Genomic DNA, 22679 nt, shown 5'->3' on the forward strand with positions numbered 1-22679 from the left:
AGTTGATGGGCAGGGCTCGGCAGGATGCCGGGCCTTTTTGCATGGCGCCTGATGTCTACTTTTTCTCAAGCATGCGGGTGGCACGAGACTCGATCATCGCCTGTGCGCCATGGGCGAGGCCTGCGAGCAGCCACGGCAGCATGACTTCGATCCGCACATGGTCTTCGGCCACATCGACCGTTCCACTCGCCTGCTGCTTGAGCGCGGTCACGCGGAAGGCGAGGCGATCGCCGCTCCATATCTCTTCGTTGACCTGAAGAACTTGGGCGTATTGCGAACGCACGCCACCAAGGCCGGCCTTCAGCCGTCGGGCGGCTTCGTCTTTCCCGAGCTTATGCGGAATGGAAACGATCAGGGGCTGGGCCATGTGAGTCTTCGCTTCTCGTGTTTGATCTCAGTTGCCAAGACGGCTCAGTTGCCAAGACGCGCGGAGGCACCATTGGTTCCCTTCCCGGCGTTCCGGAGGAAGACGAGCAGCAGATCGACGACCTGTTTCGGCTGCTCCTGCTGAACCCAATGCCCCGCGCCTTCCACCAAATGGCAGCCGATCATCCGCGTGCAGGCCCGTTCCTGCATGGCTTCGAACGCTCCGGGTTTTTGATAGATGCCCCAGTCGCTGGCGCCGGCGATGAAGCAGGATGGCACATCGATGGTGCGGCCCGAAAAGATCTGGAGTTCAGGAATGAAGGCGTCGCTGGTGCCGCAGCGATACCATTGCAGCCCGCCCTGAAAGCCGGTGCGGCCATACTCGGAGCTGTAAAATTGCAGCTCCGCTTCCGGCAGCCATTCGCACGCGGCGATCCGTTCGGCGGAGGGCATCTGGCGGGCGACCATGTCCGCCATGCCGGCATCGCGGTCCATCACGTAATAGTCCGGAAGCTTGGCGAGTTCTTCGGCTGACCACGAAGCGAGTCGAAATGGCTTGTTGTCCGGCCAATCTGCACTCTTGTGGTGATAGTAGGCACGCAAGAAGGCGTGAAGCCCCTGCGGGCAGTGGCGCATATCGTCATTGGCTTCGCGGGTTGAATAGAACCTTTGATAGTGCTTGCGAGGCCGCGGCAATGCCGCGAGGTCTTCGTGAATACGATCCGGCGCTTTTTGTTGCGTCTTGTTGGCGGTATTGAATGGAATCGCCGGAGGCCCGGCAAAAGGCGCGCTCATCAACGCGACGGAGCGGAAGACATCAGGCCGTACCAGCGCGCACCAGGCCGCGACCGATGATCCGAAGTCATGGCCGACGACCGCGGCGACTGATCGGAGGCCCAATGCACTGACAAGGCCCAATGCGTCCCTGACTAGATTCAGCAGGCGGAACGAGGCGAGGTCACCGTCATAACGCGGGTCCCATCCGGTGGTACGGCCATAGCCGCGCTGGTCGGGCGCGATCACACGGAAGCCGGCATTTGCCAACGGCACCATCACTTTCCGCCAGCTATAGGCCAGTTCAGGAAAGCCGTGCAGCAGCAGAATGCACGGCCGGTCCGGCGTTTCGAAGCCAGCTTCCAGCACATGCATGGTCAGGCCATTGATGCCGGAAACAGTGCGCGAATGGATCCCGGGCGGTAGTGGAATATCTTGAAGGGAGGGTTCGATCGAAACTTCTGCTTGCATGGATCACCGGCCGGATGGAGCGCACGTTGACTGCGGGCGCATGCCGATCGTCGGTCATGGCGCGGTCAAGTTGAGAGATGAGTGTGAGACGTGGGTGACGTTCTGTCCAGCACAGGACAGCCGGCAGCAATGCAGACCGTTGGGAGAGCGGCACCGCGTTACTGGCAATCCGCAGCAACGCGATGGCTGTACTTTCGTAACGGCTGCGCTTTCCTAACCCTTGGCGATAGCGCGGCGGCGCTCCGGCTCGGCCTCGGGTTCGTCCGCTGGCGGCACCTGCATCAGGATCGTCTGGGTGCCGGGGTTCGCGATCTCGATGCCGAGCTCCTTGAAACGCCGCATCATGCGCCGGTTGAACTCGCGTTGAACCGCCCAGCGGCCTGAATCCGTGCAGCGGATCTGCCCGACGATGGTCGCCATCGTGCCATCGACCTTATCGACGCCCCACAACTCCAGATCGCTGCGCATCAGGTGACGATACTCCGGCTCGTGCCGCATTTCGGCGACGATGTCCTTCAGGATCTGTCCGACCCGATCGGTGTCTTCCTTGTAGGGCACATTGACACTGACGGACGCATTGCCCGCGCCGCGGCTGTTGTTGGTGACGCTGGTGACCGCACTGAACGGAACGATATGCACGGCGCCATCGCCGGCCCGCAGCCGAATGGTGCGGATCGACAGATTTTCCACGGTGCCGGTCAGCCCGGAGACCGTGACGGTGTCGCCGACCTGGACGACGTTCTCCAGCAGCAGGAACAGCCCGGTGATGAGATCTTGCACCAGCTTTTGGGATCCGAAGCCGACCGCGATGCCGATGATGCCGGCGCCTGCCAGGAGCGGAGCCACGTTGACACCGATTTCACTCAGCGCCGTCAATGCGACGACGGCGATAATGACCGTTAACAGTGCCGTGCGCAGCATCGGGAGAAACGTTCGCAAGCGGGCGGCGCGCGCAAAATGCCCATCATGGGTCAACCGTGTGAGCTGCTGGTCGAGCAGCGCATTGCTGATTTCCCAAACGGCTGCAGCGATCAGCGCCGCGATGCCGATCGTGACGATAGCCGACAGCAGACGGCCGCCGATCTGGCCGGCTGAGAACCAGAACAGTGCGTCGATTCCCCAGACCTCCAACAGCGCCACGACGCCGATGGCCGTCACGATATAGGAAACGGTCGTTCGCAACATCGGCAGGTAGCGATTGGCGCGGGTTTCGATCCCGGGGAAGCGCTCCACGATGTCTTCTGGAACGCGGAAGATACGGTCGATTGTGCCAAGGAGTACGACCGACAGCAGGCGCGCGATCAGGATGACCGCGACGGTGCCGACCACGTACTGGAACAACAGCGAGTAGCCGTTTTTCAGCCTGAGGGCCCAAACGACCCACAGGCCCATCACGAGTGCGATGGCGATGTAATGCCAGAAATACGCGAACCGGTTGCGTATCGCAGCCATCATGCCGTCGCGGTTATCGGCCTGGATCAACTGGGCGATGGGGCGGCGGCATTGCAGGATGACGACCACTACCAGCAGGTGGACCGTCAGCATCACAAGACGCAGCAGTGCGAAATATCCCGGGCGGTAGAGGCCGAGCAGCAGGGCGACGTTGGCCAGCGCGATGCCGAATACGCAGACTGTGGCAATGCGCCGGACCCAGATCTCGATATAGGCGGCGGTCTCACCGCGAATGGTGAAGACGCTGAGCTGTCCGGATGACACGAGTGTCCGAGCAATGCATATGATGACCCGCCGCAAGACATAGGCATTGACGATGGCGAGGATCACCAGCCGTGAGGTCGCCAGTTCGCCGATCTCCGTGCCAAGCAACATGTTGCCGACAGCAGCGAACGCAACGACCGGTAACAATTCCAGCACAAACCGGCCGATTACGAACGGCAGGCGCATCAAGGCCTGCCACACGTGCGTCAACTTGATGCGCCGTTGCCGTGTCTGCACGGCTGCTTCTCCCGGCTCGGCGGGCAAGGAAGCAATTTCGTCTTGCGTCAGTGTCGGAGACGTCGTGGTGCGTGCGGAATTCGGGATGCGGGCGTCGAGCAACGAGATCGGTCGCCGCACCGCGCGTCGAACCAGCCATTCGACGGCCAGCGCACATCCCAGCACCAACGCGAGCTTCCATGCGATGTCGAGCAGAAGATCGTAGGTCGCGGGGTTGGTTGCGCTGTTCTGCACCCAATACCACAGCAGCGGGAAGTGCGTGACCGCGTTGGCCGCGGCTGCGACCTGGGTCGAAATCGTCCCGAGTTGTTCGGACACTTGCAAAAGAAGTTGGGCGCCGAGGCCGTCGGAGTCCACCGGCACGATCGCGGGCTTCTCACTTGGCGCAGGTGCAGGCGTCGGCGCTGCCGCAGGTTTCTCCGCCTGCGCCGGCTGGGATTGAGACGACTGCGGCTTCGCATTGGCGAGCGCACGCAAGGTGTCGATGAATTGCGCCCGCTTCGTATCATCCTGCAAAGTTTCCAGCGCACGACGTGCCTCGTCGGGTGTCAGCGGGGTTGCCGCCGGCGGGGCAGAATGCTGGGCTGGAGCCGGGGCAGGCGGTTGCGCCATCGCCTGGCTAGCGATTGCAAAAAAGGCAAAGAAAACAGCAGCGATTGACTTCAATACCACGAGTGCCCCTCAGTCCTAGGGAAGAGATTTTTCGCTGTCCCGTTATGTCTGAAATTGGCTGATTCGGCGGCGCTCGTTTGGCATTTCTGAAGATTCAGCGATACTGGAGTCCCGATTCCGACGTTCGCATCATTGCGCTGCCCTGTTTCGAGCGGGTTCAGATGTGTTCGGCGGAACGATTCTTGCAAAGTTTTTAAGCAGTTGAACTGGGGCATGCGGGAATTGGTCCCGCGATGGTGCTGAACGGAGCCGATATATGATCAAAAGCTTGAGATGGTCACTCGTCCTGGCAGGGGTGCTGCTGTCATTTGCAGCGCAGGCTGATCCTTGGCCATCGAAGCTGATCAAGACCGTCATTCCTTATGGCGCGGGAAGCGCAACGGACGTTGTGCCGCGCATGATCCTCGATCGCGTTTCCGCCGAACTCGGTCAGCCGATCGTGATCGAAAACCGTACCGGCGCCGGCGGCACGATCGGGACCACTGCGGTCGCGCGCGCAGAACCGGATGGTTATACGATCCTCGCTCACTCCTCGGCCTATACGATAACGCCGTCGATCATCGCCGATCTGCAGTACGATCCCGTGAAGGATCTCACATCCGTACTGATGATGGGCTACAGCGCCAACGTGATGATCGTCTCCCCATCCAAGCCGTGGAAGACGATCCAGGAATTCGTCGCGGCCGCGAAACAGAAGAACTCAGGGATCACGTTCGGTTCAGTCGGCGTGGGCACAGCGACGCACATGAGCGCCGAGAAATTTCGCCTCGCCGCGGGCTTCGAAGCGACGCACATTCCGTATCGCGGCGGATCGGAAGCGATCACCGATATTCTCGGTGGCCGGATTGATTTCTATTTCTGCCCACTGGCGACGGCTCTTCCTCTGATCCGCGAAGGTCAGGTTCGCGCGCTTGTGGTGTCCACTGCCAAGCGCGTTGCGGATCTTCCCGATGTGCCGACGCCGATCGAGGCGGGATACAAGGATGCGGATAGTGCAATCTGGTTCGGCGTCTTCATGCCGTCGAAAACGCCGCGTGATGTCGTTGAAAAATTTCACGCTGCAGGCATCAAGGTGCTGGCCGATCCTGCCATGCAGGCAGGATTGAAGCGCCTCGGCGTTGATCCGTGGCCGCTGACGACCAAGGAAATGGATGAGCTCGTGGGGCGCGAACTCGTTGCCAACGCGCAGCTCGTCAAAGCGGCGGGAATAAAATAAACGCAGAGAAGCGAATATTTGCGGATTATTAATAGTGAATCGGCCCGCGTAATGCGGGCCGATATTTTTATGATAATCTTTAGCGATGATCAGGCTCGTGACAGTTGCTTCGGTGCTGTCGTCGAATACCGGTCCTGCACCGGTGATCGACACGAAGGACGATTCTGCCGCGTCCTACTGGGCATCCAGGCTAAAAGTTTCACCTGAAGAGATCGCCCACGCGGTGTCGAAAGTCGGTCCCTCAGTGGCGGCCGTGCGTCGATATCTCGGCAAATAGAACCCCCGTCACGTTCTCTCGACTGTTCAGCGATAATAGTAATCGCGGAAGGTGCGGCGGCGCGGTGGGCGATTCAGGATGAGGGCCAACGCAAACCCCACGGCGCCGGCCACGAGCAGCGCGCCGAGTGGCTGTTCCTTCACAGTTGAGGCGACCGCGCGGCTACCTTCCCGATAGTATTCGCTGCCGGTGTCCATCGCATCCTTGGCGAAACTGCTTGCAGCTTCACCAACCTCACGCGCGGTATCCTTGGCCTGGCCGTAGAGATTTTGTGCTGTGCCGGATGCCTCGCGTGCACGTCCGGATGCTTCGCGCGCGGTATCGCCTGTTGCGCGTCCGAAAGCACTCTCGACCTTGCCCGCGGCATCGTTCGCCGCGCCCGTAATTCTATCCTTATCCATGGATGATCCTCCTGATATGGCAGGCTAACTGCCGTCATGTCCGAGGGTTCCGTGGAGCGATCAAATCACCAATTTGCCGCAGATGTTGTGAAGCGGTTCCCGCAACTCCCCGATCTTTTCGTCGTTAGCGTGAGGCAGACACGGAGATGAAGCAATGATGGATCTTTCGAAAATCAAGGAACATATGGATGTGTTCGATTCCACCGGAAAGAACATCGGTCAGGTCGACCATCTGGAAGGCAAGGATAAGATCAAGCTCACCAAGAGCAGCTCCCCTGACGGGCAGCATCATTTCGTACCGGTGGCATGGATCGATCACATCGATACCCATGTTCACCTCAAGAAACCGGTGAGTGACGTGACCACCATGATGTAAGCGTTGCAGGCGGTCGCGCGAGGTCAGCAGACTTCGAGATCGCAAACTTGGCCTAACAAACTTGGCCCAAGAAGGCCCGCTCAACCGAGCGGGCCTTCTTGTTTGGAAAATCTGACCTGTTTCAACTTTTGATAAACGCGAGAAGATCGGCGTTGATTGTTTCAGCCTCCGTGGTCGGCATGCCGTGCGGAAAACCCTTGTAGGTTTTCAGGGTGCCGTTCTTCACCAGCTTGGCGCTGAGCGGACCGGAGTCGGCATAGGGCACGATCTGATCGTCATCGCCGTGCATGACCAGAACCGGCACCGTGATCTTCTTGAGATCATCGGTGAAGTCCGTCTGCGAGAAAGCGACAATGCCGTCGTAATGCGCCTTGGCACCGCCCATCATTCCCTGCCGCCACCAATTCTGGATGATGGCTTCTGAGGGCTTCGCACCTGGCCGATTGAAACCATAGAACGGTCCTGACGGCAGATCGCGATAGAACTGGGAGCGATTTGCAGCGAGCTGCGCCTGGAGATCGTCAAACACGCTCTTCGGCAGACCGCCGGGATTGTTCGGCGTTTGCACCATGATCGGTGGGACCGCGCTGATCAGCGCAGCTTTGGCAACGCGGCTTTCGCCGTGACGACCGATATAGTGTGCAACCTCGCCGCCGCCGGTCGAGTGGCCGACATGCACGGCATTCTTCAGGTCAAGATGTGCGGTCAGTGCTGCGAGGTCGTCAGCGTAGTGATCCATGTCATGGCCGTCTCCGGTCTGGGTGGATCGGCCGTGGCCGCGGCGATCATGAGCGATAACGCGAAAACCCTTGTTCAGAAAGAACAGCATCTGGGTGTCCCAGTCATCTGCCGAAAGAGGCCAGCCATGACTGAAAACGATCGGTTGCCCTGAACCCCAATCCTTATAAAAAATTTCGGTACCGTCTTTGACTGTAATGCTTGGCATCTCGATGTCCTCTTGAATCAATCCACAAACCTAGCGGACGGAATGTAGCGAATCCTCGTGGCATTTGCGCGGCCCGACATCGTCGCCTTAAGTATAGGCCGATCGTCCCTAAGGTGTAGGTTCGCAAAATAAACGCCTGTCCTCGAGAGCGAGACAGGCGTTCGTTGGCATTGTGTGGTCTGAAAAAAACGGCGGCATCGATACCGATACTGCCGTTTCTTTAATTAGCCGTGCAGCTTCTTGGCTGTTTCGGCGATGGTCCTGCCCTGGTAGCGGGCGGCGTTGAGTTCGTTCTCGCTTGGCTGACGGCTGCCGTCGCTGTCGGTGATGGTCGAGGCGCCATAAGGCGAACCGCCGGTGATTTCTTTCACGCCCATCTGTCCGGCAAATCCGTAGTTCAAGCCGACAACCACCATACCGAAGTGCAAAAGGTTGGTGATGATCGAGAACAAAGTCGTTTCCTGGCCGCCATGTTGCGTGCCCGTCGATGTAAATGCACCGCCGACCTTGCCGTGCAGTGCGCCCTTCGCCCACAGGCCGCCGGCCTGGTCGAGGAAGTTCGCCATCTGCGAGGTGATACGGCCGAAGCGTGTGCCGGTGCCGACGATGATGGCGTCATAATTCGCAAGGTCTTCAATCTTCGCGATCGGCGCGGCCTGATCCACCTTGTAATACGAGGCCTTGGCAACCTCGGCGGAAACGAGCTCCGGCACGCGTTTGATGTCGACGGTCGCGCCGGCTTCACGAGCGCCCTCGGCGACAGCGTTCGCCATCGCCTCGATGTGGCCGTAAGCCGAATAATAAAGAACGAGAACCTTAGCCATTGTAGTCTCCATTTACGGATTGGTATTTCGGTTGTGATGCGAGAGAAAGGTGCTTCAGATTCATTCGCTGTCATGGCTGCACTTTGTGTGCAGGTGACGACAGAAAATCGAGGATCAGGCTGCGTCGACCATCACGATCTCGGAATCGTCGAGCGCGGTGATCTTCAGCGTTGCTTCGTCCGCGATGGCGAGGCCGTCGCGAGCATTGACGCGAACACCATTGACTTCGACAGTTCCGGCTGCGGGCACGAGGTATCCCTTGCGACCGTTCGCGAGCGCATACTCCGCGCTTTCGCCGGCCTTCAACGTCGTGGCGAGCACGCGCGCATCCGCACGGATGGGAAGTGCCTCCTTATCCGCCTCAAAGCCGCTGGCAACCGTGACGAGTTTGCCGGAGCGATCCGCTTTCGGGAAAGGCTTGGCACCCCATGTCGGCTGGCCGCCTTCTCTCGTTGGCTCGATCCAGATCTGAAACAGCGTCGTCTTCACGGGCTCGAGGTTGTATTCGGCGTGCCGGATTCCCGAGCCTGCGCTCATCACCTGAACGTCGCCGGCCTCAGTGCGTCCCTTGTTGCCAAGGCTGTCCTGATGGGTGATTGCGCCTTCGCGGACGTAAGTGATGATTTCCATGTTGGCATGGGGATGCGCGGGAAAGCCGGTATTGGGCTCGATCTCGTCGTCGTTCCAGACGCGCAGCGCGCCGTGGCCCATGTTGTTGGGATCGTAGTGGCTGCCGAATGAGAAGTGATGCTTGGCCTTCAACCAGCCGTGATCGGCACCGCCAAGCTTATTGAAAGGACGAAGTTCAATCATTGGATTGGCTTTCTTCTTGGGGACAGTGAAGGGAGAGGGCCAAGCCACGCGGGTCCCGCGTGGCTTGATGGAGTCTAGTGTCAGGCAAGCACGCCACCATCGACGTTGAGAACGGTGCCGGTGACGAAGGACGCCCCGGGACTCGCGAGAAAGACCACACCCGCAGCGATCTCTTCCGGAGTGCCATACCGTTGCAGTGCATGCAGCATGCGCTGACCTTCGGCTTGCGCGCCGTCGGCCGGGTTCATGTCCGTGTTGATGGAGCCCGGCTGCAGAACGTTCACCGTGATGCCGCGCGGACCGAGGTCCCGTGCTGCGCCTTTCGAGTAGCCGACGATCGCCGCCTTGCTCGCGGTGTAATCGGCCAGTCCCGGAAACGAGGCACGGTCTGCAAGGAAAGAACCGATGGTGACGATACGGCCGCCTTCGCCCATGAGCTGTGAAGCCGCGCGGATCGCCGTCACGACGCCGTTGACGTTAATCGCATACTGACGATTGAAGGCGGCGACATCACTTTTGGGATCATCGACAGCACCACCAACGGCCACACCCGCATTGTTAATGAGGATATCGAGGCGGCCAAATTGCACGGCAACGTCCCTGATCAGTTGCTCGACTTCTGCCGGCTCTGCCTGATCGGCCTTGAAGGCCTTTGCCTTCACGCCCTTGGCCTGCAATTCGCGCACAACCGCCTCGGCCTTGTCCGGAGATGACGTGTAGCTGATGGCGACATCCGCGCCTTCATCAGCGAGTGCTTTGGCGCTCGCCGCGCCGATGCCGCGTGAACCGCCGGTAACGAGTGCAACTTTCCCTTTGAGTGTCTTGGTCATCGCATTTCTCCGTGAGCTCGTTGCTCTTGTTTGATGACCCCTAGCTAAAGGGTTCTGGTTGATGCATAAATAGAAACTATTGAAACTTATCGTTTCCAAAATTGCTATTAAGGGGGGAGGCCGACATGCCCAAGTTGCCGGACTTCGAGGGTCTGGCGATCTTCGCGAAGGTCGTGGAAATGCGATCGTTCGCCAGGGCGGCCACCGAGCTGGCACTGTCCAAGGCAACGGTGTCCAAAGCGGTGACCCGCCTGGAGGAGCGTCTCGGCGCGCGGCTGTTCAACCGCACCTCGCGGCAACTGGCGTTGACCGACGCGGGTCAAAGATTGTCGGAGCGGGCCGCACGTCTGCTTGTGGATGGCGAAGCTGCCGAGAACGAGGCGCTTGCGCAGTCGGTGGTGCCGCGCGGGCTGGTCAAGGTCGCGGTCCCGATGACCTATGGCGTGAAGGTTATCTCGCCGCTTCTGCCTGAATTTCTTGCGACCTATCCTGAAGTGTCGATCGATCTGCATCTCAGTGATGCAACCGTCGATCTGATCGGGGATGGGTTCGATCTCGGCGTGCGCATCGGCAGTCTTCCGGACTCATCACTTGTTGCGCGCAGGCTGTCCCCGATGCGGCGTTACACCGTCGCCGCGTCGTCTTACTTGAAGAAGTATGGCTGCCCGACGCATCCCATGCATCTCGCGCAGCACAAATGCTTTGCATATGCCTATCTTTCGACCGCGAGCGCCTGGCACTACACCAACGCTGCAGGTGAAGAGGCCTCGGTACGCCCCTCCGGGCAACTGCGCGTCAACAATGGCGAGGCCGTGATTGCGTCGCTGATTGCGGGGTTGGGCATCGCGGATCTGCCGGATTTCATCATCGGCGAGGCTCTGGCGTCGGGACAGGTCGAGGCCATCCTGAAGGACTGGCGGCAACAGGAAGGTTCAGTGCACCTCGTGATGCCGCCGGGCGATCCGCGTCCCGCGCGGGTCGAGGTGCTCGCAGACTTTCTGACGAAGCATTTATCGGGCGCGTCCATGCGCAAGCGGCGCTAGCCAGTGCTGGTTCATAAAGTTACGGTGCCCCCCTCATTTCTAAAGGTTCCATCATGCGCAATTTCATGACTCCATCCCGCTCGGTCGCGGTGGGTGAACGCGGCATGGCCGCCACCTCTCATCCGCAGGCCACGCTTGCTGCCCTCGATATTCTCAAAGCCGGCGGCAACGCGATGGATGCGGCCATCGCGGCCGTCGCCCTGCAGGGCGTCGTGGAGCCGCAGATGACCGGCGTCGGCGGCGATTGCTTCGTGCTCTATTCGCCCAAAGCGGGCAAGCCGGTGGCATTGAACGGATCCGGCCGGACGCCAGCCAGGACCGATCTCGCGACTGCGATGGCGAAGGGTGCAAAGGATCTCGCGCCGACGGCGGTTGAGGGCGTGACGATTCCTGGCGCAATCGATGCGTGGTGCAAGCTCGCCGCCGCTCACGGCAGCAAGTCGCTCGAAGAAATTCTCAGGCCTGCCATCGATGCCGCCGAGAACGGTTTCCGTGTCACGCCGCGCGTCGCCGCGGATTGGGCGAAATTCAAGGCGCGGCTGGAAAGCAATCCTGCGGCGAAGGAGCATTTCCTGCCCGGCGGCGTCGTGCCGGCAATTGGCGATAAACGCAGTCAGCCTGCTCTTGGCAAGACGTTGCGCCGCGTCGCCCGCGAGGGCCGTTCGGCCTTCTATGAAGGCGAGGTGGCTGAAGAGCTGGCCTCGGTCCTGCAAGCATTAGGCGGCGTGCATACCGTCGAAGACTTTGCGGCGCATTTTTCCGAAGATGTCACGCCGATTTCGACCAAATTTCACGGCTACGATATTCTTGAATGCCCGCCCAATGGACAGGGACTCGCCGCGCTGATGATCCTGCGCGTGTTGGCCGGATTTGACATCAAGTCTCTCGCGGAAGTCGACCGCGTTCACGTGCTGGCTGAAGCAACCAAGGCGGCCTATCGCGCCCGCGATGCATTTTTCTGCGACCCCGCACATGGTAGGGTCGATGCCGCGCATTTCCTGTCGGACGACACCATCGGCAGGATCCGCAGCAAGATCGACATGAAGCGCGCGAGCAGCAAAGCCGACTGGGACGATATCGAACATACCGACACCGTGTACGTGACGGTGGTCGACCGCGATCTGAATGCAGTCTCGTTCATCAACTCGCTGTTCAATCCGTTCGGCAGCGGCATTTACGCGCCGAAGTCGGGCGTGCTGCTACATAACCGCGGTTATGGGTTCAGACTGCTGCCGGGACATCCGAACGCACTCGCCCCCAACAAGCGACCGATGCACACCATTATTCCCGGCATGGTGATGAAGGATGGACGCTGTCAGATGCCGTTCGGCGTCATGGGTGGTCACTATCAAGCGACGGGCCATGGCAACTTCCTGTCCAACATCTTTGACCTCGGCATGGACATCCAAGCGGCGTCCGAAGCACCGCGGTCGTTCGACTTTGATGGCGTCCTGTCTCTTGAGACCACACTTGGGAAGGATGTCGGCGCGGAGCTTGCCGCGCGTGGCCACAACGTGAGCTGGGCGGAAGCGGCAATCGGTGGTTGTCAGGCAATCTGGATCGACCACGAACGCGGCGCGCTGCTCGGCGCAAGCGACCATCGCAAGGACGGCGTTGCGCTCGGCCTCTGATGCTCTGCTTTCGGCGTCTCGCGCATCCAGCTTTGGCTGGATGTGCAAGACGCGTTAGCCGTCTCTATATGCTGCCGTACTTCATGAAGAAGCACCGCCTTTCTCCAGCATAGTTATGGCATCGCCATGTTTTGCCATCTTCGCTGGGCGTCGCCTGGTCGAAGGGAACCAGCTCCTTGAAGCGGGTGAGCCAGATTCCATCGGGCCGCACCTGAACTTCCTCGGAACTCAATTGCTCGCAATCACTGGGTCCACAACAGTGGACGCCGTCGGGACCTCTGTAAGCCCCCTCGGCAATCCAGTTTGGTCGCCCTTGCGCATCGTGAGCAAAACAGGCGGGGGTCAACAAACCCATCGCCAGCAGCAAGAAAATGATTGAGCGCATCACATCACCTCCTTCAAGGTGTATGCGAGGCATCAATCATGCCAAATGAAAGGCAGGCCGGGCAAGGTGTAGGTCTGAGCTACAACTTATTTTGAAGCAGCAGAACCAACGCCTCTAGCCGGCGTTCTTTGCGATTTTCGGCAAGTCCATCAGCGCAGAAATGCGATGATCCGGTTCCCAGCCATACTCGTCCATCTGCATTCGGAGTGCCTTGAACATCGACAGCGGCCGCACGAGATCGGCTTTCTTGAATTCATCGGCCATCGCTTGCGGCGTCACCCGTTCAATCCAGGCCACGTTGAATCCAAACGCCTTGGCGCCGCATGCATCGAACGGGTTGGATGAAACGAACAGCACGTCATGCGGCTTCAGGCCGAGCTTCGTTTCGACCAGCGTATAGGTTTGCGGATTCGGCTTGTAGGTCTTCGTTGAGTCGATGCTGATCGTTGCGTCAAGAATTTTGTCGAGGCCGGTATTTTGAACCAGCGCATTCAGCATGTCGGTGCTGCCGTTTGACAGGATCGCAAGCTTGCGGCCCTTCAATGCGGTGAGGGCATCTTTCGCATCGGGATAGAGATCGAGGTGGACGTATTTGTCCATGATGCGATCGAAGACAGCGTCATTGAACGAGAGCCCAAGCGTTCGCAGCGTGAAGGCGAGCGATTGGCGGGTGATGACGGAAAAATCCTCATAGCGCCCCATCAGCGAGCGCAGCCAGGTATATTCGAGCTGCTTCAAGCGCCAGATCTGGCTAATGAGTTCACCATAGCCGGGAAACGCTTCATCGGTCACTGAAGTCACCGATTGAACATCATAGAGCGTGCCATACGCATCGAATACTACTGCCTTGATCGTCATTTTTTCATCCACTCAAGAAGAATAAGCAGCCGGATACTAGTCCGTGATTTTCTCCGGGCAACCAACGAAATCTCATGGGAGCGCCGCCCCGGTCGATCGAGGGGCGTGGTTGTTAGGAGCTATTTCACCAATTCGAGCTAACACACTGGACTGCATAGAATCCGCTTATTGCTCGTTGTTTTTTCAGGAAGGTCGTCCTCCATGCTCGGTAACTTGCGAATCTCCTCCAAGCTCCTGATCATGGTAGCTCTCTCGGTCCTTGGCATCGTTGTCGTCGCGGGCATCGGCCTCTCGGAACTCAAGGACAATTTGCTGGAAGATCGCAAAGCCAAGCTTCAGGACCTCGTTCTTCTCACGCGGCAGGCGCTGCAGAACGATTACGAGTCGTCCCGCAAGGCCGGACTTTCGGAGCAGCAGACTGTCGAAAAGGGCAAGGCGCTGTTGCGCGGCCTGCGCTTCGGCAAGGACGATTACTTCTATTCCTTCAACAAGGAAGGCGTTCTCGAGGCGCATCCCAATCCCAAGGTTGAGGGCAAGAACCTCTATGCGGTGCCGGATTCCGATGGCGTATTCTATACCCGGACACAGATCGAGCTAGCGGCAAAGGGTGGTGGCTTCGTAGGCTATCGCTTCTTAAAGCCGGGTTCAGATCAGCCCATGCCGAAGATTTCCTATGCCGTCGAGTTCAAGCCCTACGGATGGGTCATCGGTGGCGGCATCTATCTCGACGATATTGATGCGATCTTCTGGTCTCAGGTCATGAAGATCGGCGCGATCGCTACGATCACGCTGCTGTTGGTTGCCGGCATGTGTCTGCTGCTCGGCCGCAGCATTGTACGACCCATCACCGCGATGACTGCGGCGATGCGCAAGCTGGCGGGCGGCGATACCGCGACCATGATTCCGGCTCAGGAGCGCCACGACGAAGTCGGTGCAATGGCCCAGTCGGTCCAGGTCTTCAAGGACAACATGATCGAGGCGACGCGGCTGCGTGGCGAACAGGACGAGATGAAAGGCCATGCTGAAACCGAGCGGAAAGCTTTCCTCGGCAAGATGGCGGATGACTTCGAGATGGGCATTCGCAGTTCGCTCGATGCGGTCGCGGGAGCGGCCACCGATATGCGCTCGACATCGGCGAGCATGACGGCTGCCGCCGAGGAAGCGAGCCATCAGGCCACGAGCGTTGCCGCCGTGGCAGAACAAGCCTCGGCCAATGTGCAGGCAGTCGCTGCGGCAACCGAAGAGCTGTCGTCGTCGGTCGCCGAAATCGGACGCCAGGTGGCCGAATCGACCCGGATCGCCGGGCAGGCTGTGGGCCAGGCCAACCGCACCAACGTAACCGTTCAGGGGCTTTCCGCTGCGGCGCAAAAGATCGGTGACGTGGTCAAATTGATCAGCGACATCGCAGGCCAGACCAATCTCTTGGCGCTGAATGCGACCATCGAGGCTGCCCGTGCCGGCGATGCGGGCAAGGGCTTTGCCGTGGTCGCGAGCGAGGTCAAGTCGCTCGCCAGCCAAACCGCGAAGGCGACCGAAGAGATTTCCGCGCAGGTTGCGGCCATGCAAGGCGCCACGACCGAGGCTGTCCAGGCGATCGAGGGCATCGGCGGGACGATCGGGACGATCAACGAAATCGCCACCGCGATTGCGTCGTCCGTCCAGCAGCAGGGCTCCGCGACCCAGGAGATCGCCCGCAATGTTCAGGAAGCGGCTCAGGGTACCGGCATGGTGTCGAGCAACATTGTCGGCGTGAACAATGCGGCTACCGAAACCGGCGCTGCGGCAGGGCAGGTGCTCGTGTCCGCCGAGCAACTGAACGGTCAGGCGGCGATGCTGCGTGCGGACGTCGATCGCTTCCTCGCGAACATCCGCGCCGCATAACCCCCGAACCAGATTTGTCGGCCTCCCAGAGTGTGCTAGTCACACGGCATAAAAAATAAAACTGGGAGGTTTGGAATGAATCGGCGTGAGATTCTCAAGGCTGGAGCGGCCCTGCCGCTGTCGCAGGTGGCGTGGTCTGCATTGTCGGGACATGCGCAGGCAGAAGCGGCTTGGCCAACGCGTAACATCACCATGATTGTGCCGTTTCCGGCCGGCGGTCAGGCGGACCTTGCCGCGCGTCCGGTCGCGGCGGCGCTGGAGAAGATTGTCGGCAAGCCGGTGATCGTTGATAACCGGGCGGGTGGCGCCGGCGGTTCTGTAGGCAACGCAGCCGCAGCACGAGCCGAGCCGGATGGCCATACGCTGCTGATGACGTTGTCCTCCCTGGCCGTGTTGCCGGAAGCGGACCGGCTGTTCGATCGCCCGGTGGCGTACGAGGTTTCGCAATTCGCGCCCGTCGCACGTGTTCTGGCCGATCCGACAATGCTCGCCGTTCCTGCGTCCGCTCCCTGGAAGACGGTGGAAGAATTCGTTGCCGATGCCAAAAAACGGCCCGGTGAAATTCCCTATGGATCGTCGGGACCTTACGGCACGCTTCACGTTGCGATGGAGATGTTCGCCGCCAGTGCCGGCATCAAGCTGCTGCACGTGCCGTTCCGCGGCGCGGGACCTGCGCTGACCGGATTGCTTAGCGGCACCGTGCAGGCGGTGGCATCGGCACCCGGCACGCTGCGTGCGCAGGTCGATGACGGCAAGATGCGGGTGCTGGCCTGCTGGGGCGCGCAGCGGGTGCCGAGCTTCCCGGACACACCGACCTTCCAGGAGCTCGGTTACAAGGATGTGGAGTTCTACATCTGGGCCGGTCTGTTCGCTCAAAAGGCTTTGCCCGAGCCGATCATGACCAAGCTGCGTGACGCAACGCGAAAAGCGGTGCTGGCGCCGGAAGTGAAAAAGACCTTCGAGACGGCCGGAAGCCCGGTTGCCTATATGGACGCGCCGGAATTTGCCAAGTTCGTCGAAACCGACAGCGCGCGGCTGATCGCCGCCGTCAAAAAGATCGGTAAGGTCGAGTAATACTCGATCGCCTTCTGTTTCCTGTTCAGCACTGAGTGGAATCCAAAATGAAGTTTGCTTCGTTCTCTCATAAGGGCTCGATCCACATCGGCGTGGTCGATGACGCAGCCGGCCGCGTGCGGCCGGTGAGCGGTGTCACCGGCATGGTCGATCTGATCGCGCGCTACGACCAGATCAAATCGTCGCTCAAGTCGGATGGCGCGGATATCGCGCTGTCCGATGTGAAGCTGCTTGCGCCCATTGCAGCTCCAGCCCGCAACATCATCTGCGTCGGCAAGAATTACGGCGAGCATGCGCGCGAATTCTCGAACAGCGGTTTTGAGGCGGGCGCGGTGAAGGGCGCGGAAATCGACGAATACCCCGCCGTGTTCTCGAAGGGACCCAATACCGTTGTGGGTCCCTATGACGACGTGAGGCTCCACGCACACATCACCTCGAGCGTGGACTACGAGGTCGAACTGGCGCTCGTGATCGGCAAGGGCGGCCGCGACATTTCCAAGGCGGACGCTTATCGCCACATCTTCGGCTACACGATCGTCAATGACGTGACTGCGCGCGATCGGCAGAAGAATCACAAGCAGTGGTTTCTCGGCAAGACGCTCGACACGTTCTGCCCCATGGGCCCATGGATCACGACGAGCGACGAACTCGATCCGGAAAATCTCGACGTCAAGTGCTGGGTCAATGGCGAATTGCGACAGAACGCCAATACGAGCGACCTGATCTTCGACATTCCATCGCTGGTGTCGACGATTTCCGCCGGCATGGCGCTGGTCCCGGGCGACATCATCGCGACCGGCACGCCGGCCGGTGTCGGCATCGGCTTCAATCCGCCGAAATTCCTGAAGTCCGGTGACGTCGTGGCGATGGAAATCTCGAACATCGGCCGGATCGAGAACAAATTCGTTTGATAACGTCCGGCACAGTCCTGATCTATCAGGACTGTGCCGGAACGGCGATCTCGCTGACGTCGATCCATTCCGCGTTTGTGAGTTCAGCCATCCGCTGAGGTGAAATGCGCACCGCGCTATTGATTGAGCCGGCCGCAGGCACAACCTCAGCAAACTGTTTCAGCGATACATCACAGTAGACCGGCAACGGCGTCTTCAGGCCGAACGGACATATTCCACCCACTGGATGTCCCGTCGCCTCGAGTGCTTCCTCGGCGCTCAGCATGCGAGGCTTGCCTCCGAATACGGCACGGGCTTTCTTGTTATCGAGCCGCGCGGTCCCGCACGTCACCACCAGGAGCACGCGGTCGCCGACGCGCAGCGACAAGGTCTTTGCGATCTCCGCGGGCGTTACGTCGAAAGCTTCGGCCGCCAGCGTGACGGTGGCGGAACTCTTGTCCGATTCAATGACGGAAATGTCGGGTGCGTTTTCTGCAAAGAACGCGCGAACCGATTCAATGCTCATGCTTTGTCCTGTCAGGAAGAATCCGCGCGAACGCGCGGGAGACGATGCAGGAGACCTAGCATGGCACGAACCGCCCGCAAATCTTCGACAACCCGCACAACGACGCGCAGGTCAGCCCCGCGGAAGGGGCGCAAGACATCGGCCGCCCGCAAAAGCGCAAAGCGGCCGGCCAGCAAATGGTCGGGCCGTGTGACCGAGACGAGCGATGCGCTGGATCTCAAGAAGGATGTCTTTAAGCTGGATAGCCCGAAGGCCATCGCACGCTCTCTGAAACGTTCAGCCGAACAGAGCCATCGCCGCAAGAGCGATCCGTATCGCTCGGCGATGTCGATGCTGGTGTTCTACATCAACCGCGCCGGCAAGAATTTGCCTGCGACCCGCAAGCGCAAGCTCGAGGCGGCCAAAGACGAGCTGCGCAAGGTGTTCGGCAAAGCGAGTTAGGATCGCTAGGATCCGCTTGCGGCGGTTTGGGTGCGGATATCCTGCGCCGTCCGCTTCAAGGCGACCAGATAGCGTTGCTTGGCTTCTTCCTCCGTCACCGTGCCTGAGATCGTGTTGATGCTGACGGCAGCGACCACCGCGTTGCTGTGGTCACGCACAGGCACCGCGATGCCGCAGATGGCGGGATCGAGTTCGCCATCGACCCACGCATAGCCCTGTGTGTTGACGCGATTGAGTTCGAGGTCGAAAGCCCGCGGATCTGTGATGGTGTGGGGGGTGACTGGTTTGAAATCGGTCATGGTCAGGTAGTGCGAGCGTTGCTCCGGTGGCAAGGACGCGAGAAGAACGCGCCCCAGTGACACCAGATGTGCGGGCAGCCGGCTTCCGATTCCGAGATTGGACGACAGGATGCGTCTTGCCGGCAGGCGCAACACATAGACGATCTCGCCTTCATCGAGCACCGCGAGCGCGCAGGATTCATTGATTTCGTTGCGCAGGTCTTCCAACGCGCGTTGGGCAAAGCCCCAATAAGGCAATGCATTGAGATAAGCCAATCCCAGTCCGAGCGCGCGGGGACGGAGGCTGAAATAGCGACCTTCGGCTTCACAGTAGTTCAATGCAACGAGTGTCGCGAGGATGCGCCGCGCGGTGGCGCGGGTGAGACCCGCGGTCGCGGCAGCTTCGGAGAGCGTATGCCGTCCCGGTGGTTTGCCCAGTGCTTCCACAATCGAAAACCCTCTGGCGATTGCGCGGACGAAGCCGTCGCTTTCCTTGGCCATGAATTCCAACCTTCCAAGACGCGCCGTTGTCAGCGCGGAAATGACTGTTCGAAATGTTCGTAAAGCGATTAAAAAGTTCGCCAAACGAACAATAGGCGGGAGATTGGAATGCCGCAAGCCCCAGTTATCTGCAGGGACGGCGCAAAACTCGTCGATGCTGAGATCAAGACGTGGGGCGGGTGGTGACGGCCGCGAATGTGCCGCTGGAGCGACTGGTTGCGGAGGTCAGTCCGAAGACGTGTCAGTGGAGTCGTGCGTTGTCGCGTGGACTCTTGCGGCGATGTGCGGGTTCGGGCCGACGACATCTTCGGCAAGCCCGACCATCTCGAACAGCCGGATGGTGAGATAGGTGGTGTCGAATTCCCACCATTTGTGGCCATGACGGGCGGAGCGCGGATCGGCGTGGTGGTTATTGTGCCATCCTTCACCATGCGCCAGCAGGCCAATGAAAACATTGTTCCTGCTGTCTTCGCCGGTCTCATAATTCCGGTATCCCCAGAGATGGGTCACGGAATTAACAGCCCAGGTTTGATGCCAGACGAACACTGTTCGCACGAACACGCCCCAGACCAGTAGGCTCAGGCCGAACTGCGCAGCCTCCGCGTACGTACCGCCAACCAGAAGTTCGGCGAGGAAGCCTGCACCGAAAAACACGACCCATTGAGCGAGGATGATCTTGAGCTGCAGGAAGTTGCGTTCCAGCGCGGCATAAAATGGATCCCGCAAGATGTCCTTGGCGTAACGGTCGTAAATGCCGAGACGGTTGAGTTCGGGATTCTTGATGACGACCCACCCGACGTGGCCCCACAGGAAATTGACCAAAGGGCTGTGCGGATCGGGCTGCTCGTCGGCATGCTGATGATGACGGCGATGGACCGCGACCCAGCGGGCAGGAGTGTCTTGAACACAGCAGATCGCAATCACCGCGAGGACATGTTCGAACCATTTGGGGCACTTGAAACCGCGATGGGTCAGCAGCCGGTGGTAGCAGATGTTGATCCCGAGCAAACCCGACAGCCGCGCGACGACGATCGCAAGGATCACCCCGGTCCAGCTGAAGAGCGATGGGACAAACGCCAGCAAGGCCAGCAAATGGTAAAGCACGATCACCGAGGCGATCGGCCAGTCGATCTTTTGCAGGATGACCCCAACGGGCAAAGGCAGGCGCCGGCGCGAGCCAGGGAACGGTAAATCGGCTTGGCCAAGTACAGCTGCCTTAGAGGCCGTCGGATGCTTTGTCGTCATATCGGCGGTCACTGGTCCCTATCTGGGGTCCCTGTCTGGAAGGCATGGCCTGTGTATCTGAAGTGCCGGCCAAGATGAAGGCAGTTGAACATGGTGGCATCCTCATCGCGACCAAAAATCGCGATTTGTCCCCGTTTCAGGCCGAAAATGGGGAAAACAGTTCCGTTGGAGCGCAACAAGCACGCTGATATGGCTAAACCAAGCCATGGTTTGGATTGACATTCCAGCCCCAGATGGCCTAGAACCCCGCCTGTCTCGCATGGCTGCGCCTACGGGACATTGCCCATTTGAACAAAGTTCCAACAACGGCCCCGCGGCCTTCCAGAGAGCATTGTCCCATGAAGGTCCGTAATTCGCTCAAGTCCCTGCGCGGTCGTCACCGCAACAACCGTCTGGTCCGCCGCAAGGGCCGGGTTTACGTCATCAACAAGGTCCAGCGCCGCTTCAAGGCTCGCCAGGGCTGATTGTTGCGTGCGGCGCTTGCCGCCGCTGCCTGAAATTCTGACTATCACGTGCCTTTGACGCCGCTTGCGCTTTGCAGGCGGTGTTTTTCGCGCTTACACTTTCGGTCATGAGACTACGATCGATATCAGCGACGTTAGCGATAAGCGCACTCGTTCTTGCGGGAACGGTCGGGACGGCGCCCGCCCAGGATCCCCGGCTCGTTCCTCCGGGAAAGCAAAAGACTTTGCCCGGGGCGCCTTCCAAGCTGCCCAACGTGTCCGGCGATAAGACCAAGAATCTGGACTTTTTGTTCGGAGCGCTGAAGGCCGCGCCAGACGAGGATAGCGCCAAGGCGGTTGAAGCTAAAATCTGGGCGGTGTGGACGACGACCACAAGCGACACGGCTGCGCTTTTGATGCTGCGCGCGAAGACCGCGATGGACCGCAAGGAGATGGATGTCGCGCTGAAGCTTCTCGATGCGGTGATCAAGCTTCGTCCCGATTACGTCGAAGCGTGGAACAGGCGCGCCACCCTCTATTACCTGCAGAACGACTATGCCCAGTCGATGGAAGATATTCGTCAGGTGCTGATCCGCGAGCCGCGTCACTTCGGCGCGCTGGCTGGGCTTGGCATGATCATGCAGGAGACCGGCGACGACAAACATGCGCTGGATGCATTCCGCAAGGCGCTTGCCATCAATCCGCATATGGAACGTGTGCCGGATTTGGTGAAGTCGCTCACCGAAAAGGTCGAAGGGCGGGACATCTGAAATTCCCGGACAACGTTGCCGGATCCGAACATTCTACCCGCCGCTTTTGGAACGCCGGGCAAATACCCTCAAATCTGAAACGGATTGGGTGGCTTCCGCGAAGCTGTCTCATTGATTTCCAAACAGGCCGCTGATAGGTCCGCGGCTTTCGCGGATGCAAAAGCTGTGTTTTGGAGAATTAATATGAAAGCCTCGTCATTGAGCTTCGTGATTGCGGTTTTGGCCGGTCTTGTCGGCATGTCCTGGGGCATCGTCATGGCAGTCTCCCACGATCATGCTGCGATGCCCGCTCACGCTCATCTCAATTTGCTCGGTTGGGTCTCTCTGTTTTTATTTGGAATTTATTATCGCCTGCACCCGGTGCTGGACCGAACCATGATGGCACGCGCGCAGGTTGGTGTGTGGGTTGCCGGTACCATTCTCCTCACGGTGGGTGTCGGTATGATTCATAGCGGCCGTCCGTCCGGTGAACCGTTCGCCGCTATCGGTTCAATCATCGTACTGGCCGACATGCTTCTGTTCGGTTGGCTGGTGTTGCGTCAGGAGCGCGCAGCAACTGCTGCTTAATTGCTACGCGTCATTACCCGATCGAGTAGTGCTGCGCGCGCGCTGCGTTTCCGATTGTGCAAAGCAAACTTGATTTCTTTTTCTCAGGTGAAGCAAACATCACACAACCGCCATGTGGCGATGATTGAGTAACGTCGTTCCACGTCCTTGTTCTGCTCTAGCAAAATGTAGGTCGCCAAATGACAAGCCCTTCAATCCATGAAAGCTATAAGCCGGCTGTCTCCCTG

Annotated in this window: 25 protein-coding genes; 12 read left to right on the forward strand and 13 right to left on the reverse strand. The window is 59.6% G+C overall.

Annotated elements, in window-relative coordinates; all coding sequences use genetic code 11:
* Window positions 1–55: 55 nt before the first annotated feature.
* From ACP0KA_RS13705 to ACP0KA_RS13715, 3 genes are all read right to left on the reverse strand, one after another.
* The gene (locus ACP0KA_RS13705) at window positions 56–367 is read right to left on the reverse strand and encodes a polyhydroxyalkanoic acid system family protein (protein ID WP_424629313.1); all 312 of its coding nucleotides are present in this window, start codon (window positions 365–367) and stop codon (window positions 56–58) included.
* A gap of 44 nt (window positions 368–411) precedes the next feature.
* Window positions 412–1611, reverse strand: a complete 1200-nt coding sequence (locus ACP0KA_RS13710; protein WP_424629314.1) for an alpha/beta fold hydrolase — start codon at window positions 1609–1611, stop codon at window positions 412–414.
* A gap of 213 nt (window positions 1612–1824) precedes the next feature.
* Window positions 1825–4176 carry a mechanosensitive ion channel domain-containing protein gene (locus ACP0KA_RS13715; protein WP_424631595.1) on the reverse strand — a complete coding sequence of 784 codons (2352 nt, stop codon included), beginning with the start codon at window positions 4174–4176 and terminating at the stop codon, window positions 1825–1827.
* Between the two features lie 316 nt (window positions 4177–4492).
* On the opposite strand from ACP0KA_RS13715, the gene ACP0KA_RS13720 reads away from it, so the two are divergent.
* Window positions 4493–5452: a Bug family tripartite tricarboxylate transporter substrate binding protein gene (locus tag ACP0KA_RS13720; protein ID WP_424629315.1), complete on the forward strand. Its 960-nt coding sequence runs from the start codon at window positions 4493–4495 to the stop codon at window positions 5450–5452.
* A 97-nt stretch (window positions 5453–5549) separates the two neighbouring features.
* Complete coding sequence (locus tag ACP0KA_RS13725) at window positions 5550–5729, forward strand: DUF3606 domain-containing protein (RefSeq protein ID WP_424629316.1); 180 nt, start codon at window positions 5550–5552, stop codon at window positions 5727–5729.
* 26 nt (window positions 5730–5755) lie between these two features.
* Here ACP0KA_RS13725 and ACP0KA_RS13730 read toward each other — a convergent pair whose 3' ends face one another.
* A complete protein-coding gene (locus tag ACP0KA_RS13730) occupies window positions 5756–6130 on the reverse strand; it encodes a CsbD family protein (protein WP_424629317.1) in 375 nt (124 codons plus the stop codon).
* A gap of 154 nt (window positions 6131–6284) precedes the next feature.
* Here ACP0KA_RS13730 and ACP0KA_RS13735 point away from each other — a divergent pair, with 154 nt between their 5' ends.
* Window positions 6285–6506 carry a DUF2171 domain-containing protein gene (locus tag ACP0KA_RS13735; RefSeq protein ID WP_424629318.1) on the forward strand — a complete coding sequence of 74 codons (222 nt, stop codon included), beginning with the start codon at window positions 6285–6287 and terminating at the stop codon, window positions 6504–6506.
* 121 nt (window positions 6507–6627) lie between these two features.
* Here ACP0KA_RS13735 and ACP0KA_RS13740 read toward each other — a convergent pair whose 3' ends face one another.
* From ACP0KA_RS13740 to ACP0KA_RS13755, 4 genes are all read right to left on the reverse strand, one after another.
* Window positions 6628–7452, reverse strand: coding sequence for an alpha/beta fold hydrolase (locus ACP0KA_RS13740; protein WP_424629319.1), 825 nt, complete (start codon window positions 7450–7452; stop codon window positions 6628–6630).
* A 224-nt stretch (window positions 7453–7676) separates the two neighbouring features.
* Window positions 7677–8276 carry an NAD(P)H:quinone oxidoreductase gene (wrbA, locus tag ACP0KA_RS13745; protein ID WP_424629320.1) on the reverse strand — a complete coding sequence of 200 codons (600 nt, stop codon included), beginning with the start codon at window positions 8274–8276 and terminating at the stop codon, window positions 7677–7679.
* A gap of 114 nt (window positions 8277–8390) precedes the next feature.
* Window positions 8391–9089 carry a pirin family protein gene (locus ACP0KA_RS13750; RefSeq protein ID WP_424629321.1) on the reverse strand — a complete coding sequence of 233 codons (699 nt, stop codon included), beginning with the start codon at window positions 9087–9089 and terminating at the stop codon, window positions 8391–8393.
* Window positions 9090–9169: 80 nt separating this feature from the next.
* Window positions 9170–9919, reverse strand: coding sequence for an SDR family NAD(P)-dependent oxidoreductase (locus ACP0KA_RS13755; protein ID WP_424629322.1), 750 nt, complete (start codon window positions 9917–9919; stop codon window positions 9170–9172).
* Window positions 9920–10044: 125 nt separating this feature from the next.
* Here ACP0KA_RS13755 and ACP0KA_RS13760 point away from each other — a divergent pair, with 125 nt between their 5' ends.
* Window positions 10045–10962 (forward strand): LysR substrate-binding domain-containing protein, encoded by a 918-nt coding sequence (locus ACP0KA_RS13760; RefSeq protein WP_424629323.1) that lies wholly within the window; start codon window positions 10045–10047, stop codon window positions 10960–10962.
* A 53-nt stretch (window positions 10963–11015) separates the two neighbouring features.
* The gene (locus ACP0KA_RS13765) at window positions 11016–12593 is read left to right on the forward strand and encodes a gamma-glutamyltransferase family protein (RefSeq protein ID WP_424629324.1); all 1578 of its coding nucleotides are present in this window, start codon (window positions 11016–11018) and stop codon (window positions 12591–12593) included.
* Between the two features lie 64 nt (window positions 12594–12657).
* On the opposite strand, the gene ACP0KA_RS13770 is transcribed toward ACP0KA_RS13765, so the two are convergent.
* A complete protein-coding gene (locus ACP0KA_RS13770; RefSeq protein ID WP_424629325.1) occupies window positions 12658–12978 on the reverse strand; it encodes a hypothetical protein in 321 nt (106 codons plus the stop codon).
* A gap of 114 nt (window positions 12979–13092) precedes the next feature.
* Window positions 13093–13836: a haloacid dehalogenase type II gene (locus ACP0KA_RS13775; protein WP_424629326.1), complete on the reverse strand. Its 744-nt coding sequence runs from the start codon at window positions 13834–13836 to the stop codon at window positions 13093–13095.
* 201 nt (window positions 13837–14037) lie between these two features.
* Between ACP0KA_RS13775 and ACP0KA_RS13780 the strand changes: the two genes are divergently transcribed.
* The 3 genes from ACP0KA_RS13780 (at window position 14038) to ACP0KA_RS13790 (ending at window position 17702) form a co-directional block, all read left to right on the forward strand.
* Complete coding sequence (locus tag ACP0KA_RS13780; protein WP_424629327.1) at window positions 14038–15717, forward strand: methyl-accepting chemotaxis protein; 1680 nt, start codon at window positions 14038–14040, stop codon at window positions 15715–15717.
* Between the two features lie 75 nt (window positions 15718–15792).
* Window positions 15793–16791 (forward strand): tripartite tricarboxylate transporter substrate binding protein, encoded by a 999-nt coding sequence (locus ACP0KA_RS13785; RefSeq protein ID WP_424629328.1) that lies wholly within the window; start codon window positions 15793–15795, stop codon window positions 16789–16791.
* Between the two features lie 47 nt (window positions 16792–16838).
* On the forward strand, window positions 16839–17702 hold the full coding sequence (locus tag ACP0KA_RS13790; RefSeq protein ID WP_424629329.1) for a fumarylacetoacetate hydrolase family protein: 864 nt from the start codon (window positions 16839–16841) through the stop codon (window positions 17700–17702).
* 25 nt (window positions 17703–17727) lie between these two features.
* Here the strand turns inward: ACP0KA_RS13790 and ACP0KA_RS13795 are convergent, their stop codons facing one another.
* A complete protein-coding gene (locus ACP0KA_RS13795; RefSeq protein ID WP_424629330.1) occupies window positions 17728–18207 on the reverse strand; it encodes a YbaK/EbsC family protein in 480 nt (159 codons plus the stop codon).
* Window positions 18208–18267: 60 nt separating this feature from the next.
* Between ACP0KA_RS13795 and ACP0KA_RS13800 the strand changes: the two genes are divergently transcribed.
* Window positions 18268–18648, forward strand: a complete 381-nt coding sequence (locus ACP0KA_RS13800) for a DUF3175 domain-containing protein (RefSeq protein WP_424629331.1) — start codon at window positions 18268–18270, stop codon at window positions 18646–18648.
* Between the two features lie 5 nt (window positions 18649–18653).
* On the opposite strand, the gene ACP0KA_RS13805 is transcribed toward ACP0KA_RS13800, so the two are convergent.
* The gene (locus ACP0KA_RS13805) at window positions 18654–19427 is read right to left on the reverse strand and encodes an IclR family transcriptional regulator domain-containing protein (protein WP_424629332.1); all 774 of its coding nucleotides are present in this window, start codon (window positions 19425–19427) and stop codon (window positions 18654–18656) included.
* A 225-nt stretch (window positions 19428–19652) separates the two neighbouring features.
* Window positions 19653–20672: an acyl-CoA desaturase gene (locus ACP0KA_RS13810; protein ID WP_424629333.1), complete on the reverse strand. Its 1020-nt coding sequence runs from the start codon at window positions 20670–20672 to the stop codon at window positions 19653–19655.
* Window positions 20673–21010: 338 nt separating this feature from the next.
* Here ACP0KA_RS13810 and ykgO point away from each other — a divergent pair, with 338 nt between their 5' ends.
* From ykgO to ACP0KA_RS13825, 3 genes are all read left to right on the forward strand, one after another.
* Window positions 21011–21136 (forward strand): type B 50S ribosomal protein L36, encoded by a 126-nt coding sequence (ykgO, locus tag ACP0KA_RS13815; RefSeq protein WP_002718645.1) that lies wholly within the window; start codon window positions 21011–21013, stop codon window positions 21134–21136.
* A 107-nt stretch (window positions 21137–21243) separates the two neighbouring features.
* On the forward strand, window positions 21244–21885 hold the full coding sequence (locus tag ACP0KA_RS13820) for a tetratricopeptide repeat protein (RefSeq protein WP_424629334.1): 642 nt from the start codon (window positions 21244–21246) through the stop codon (window positions 21883–21885).
* 183 nt (window positions 21886–22068) lie between these two features.
* On the forward strand, window positions 22069–22452 hold the full coding sequence (locus ACP0KA_RS13825; protein WP_424629335.1) for a hypothetical protein: 384 nt from the start codon (window positions 22069–22071) through the stop codon (window positions 22450–22452).
* Window positions 22453–22679 lie beyond the last annotated feature (227 nt).

Source organism: Bradyrhizobium sp. SYSU BS000235, from assembly GCF_049747295.1.
In the GTDB taxonomy this organism is placed as follows: Bacteria; Pseudomonadota; Alphaproteobacteria; order Rhizobiales; family Xanthobacteraceae; genus Afipia.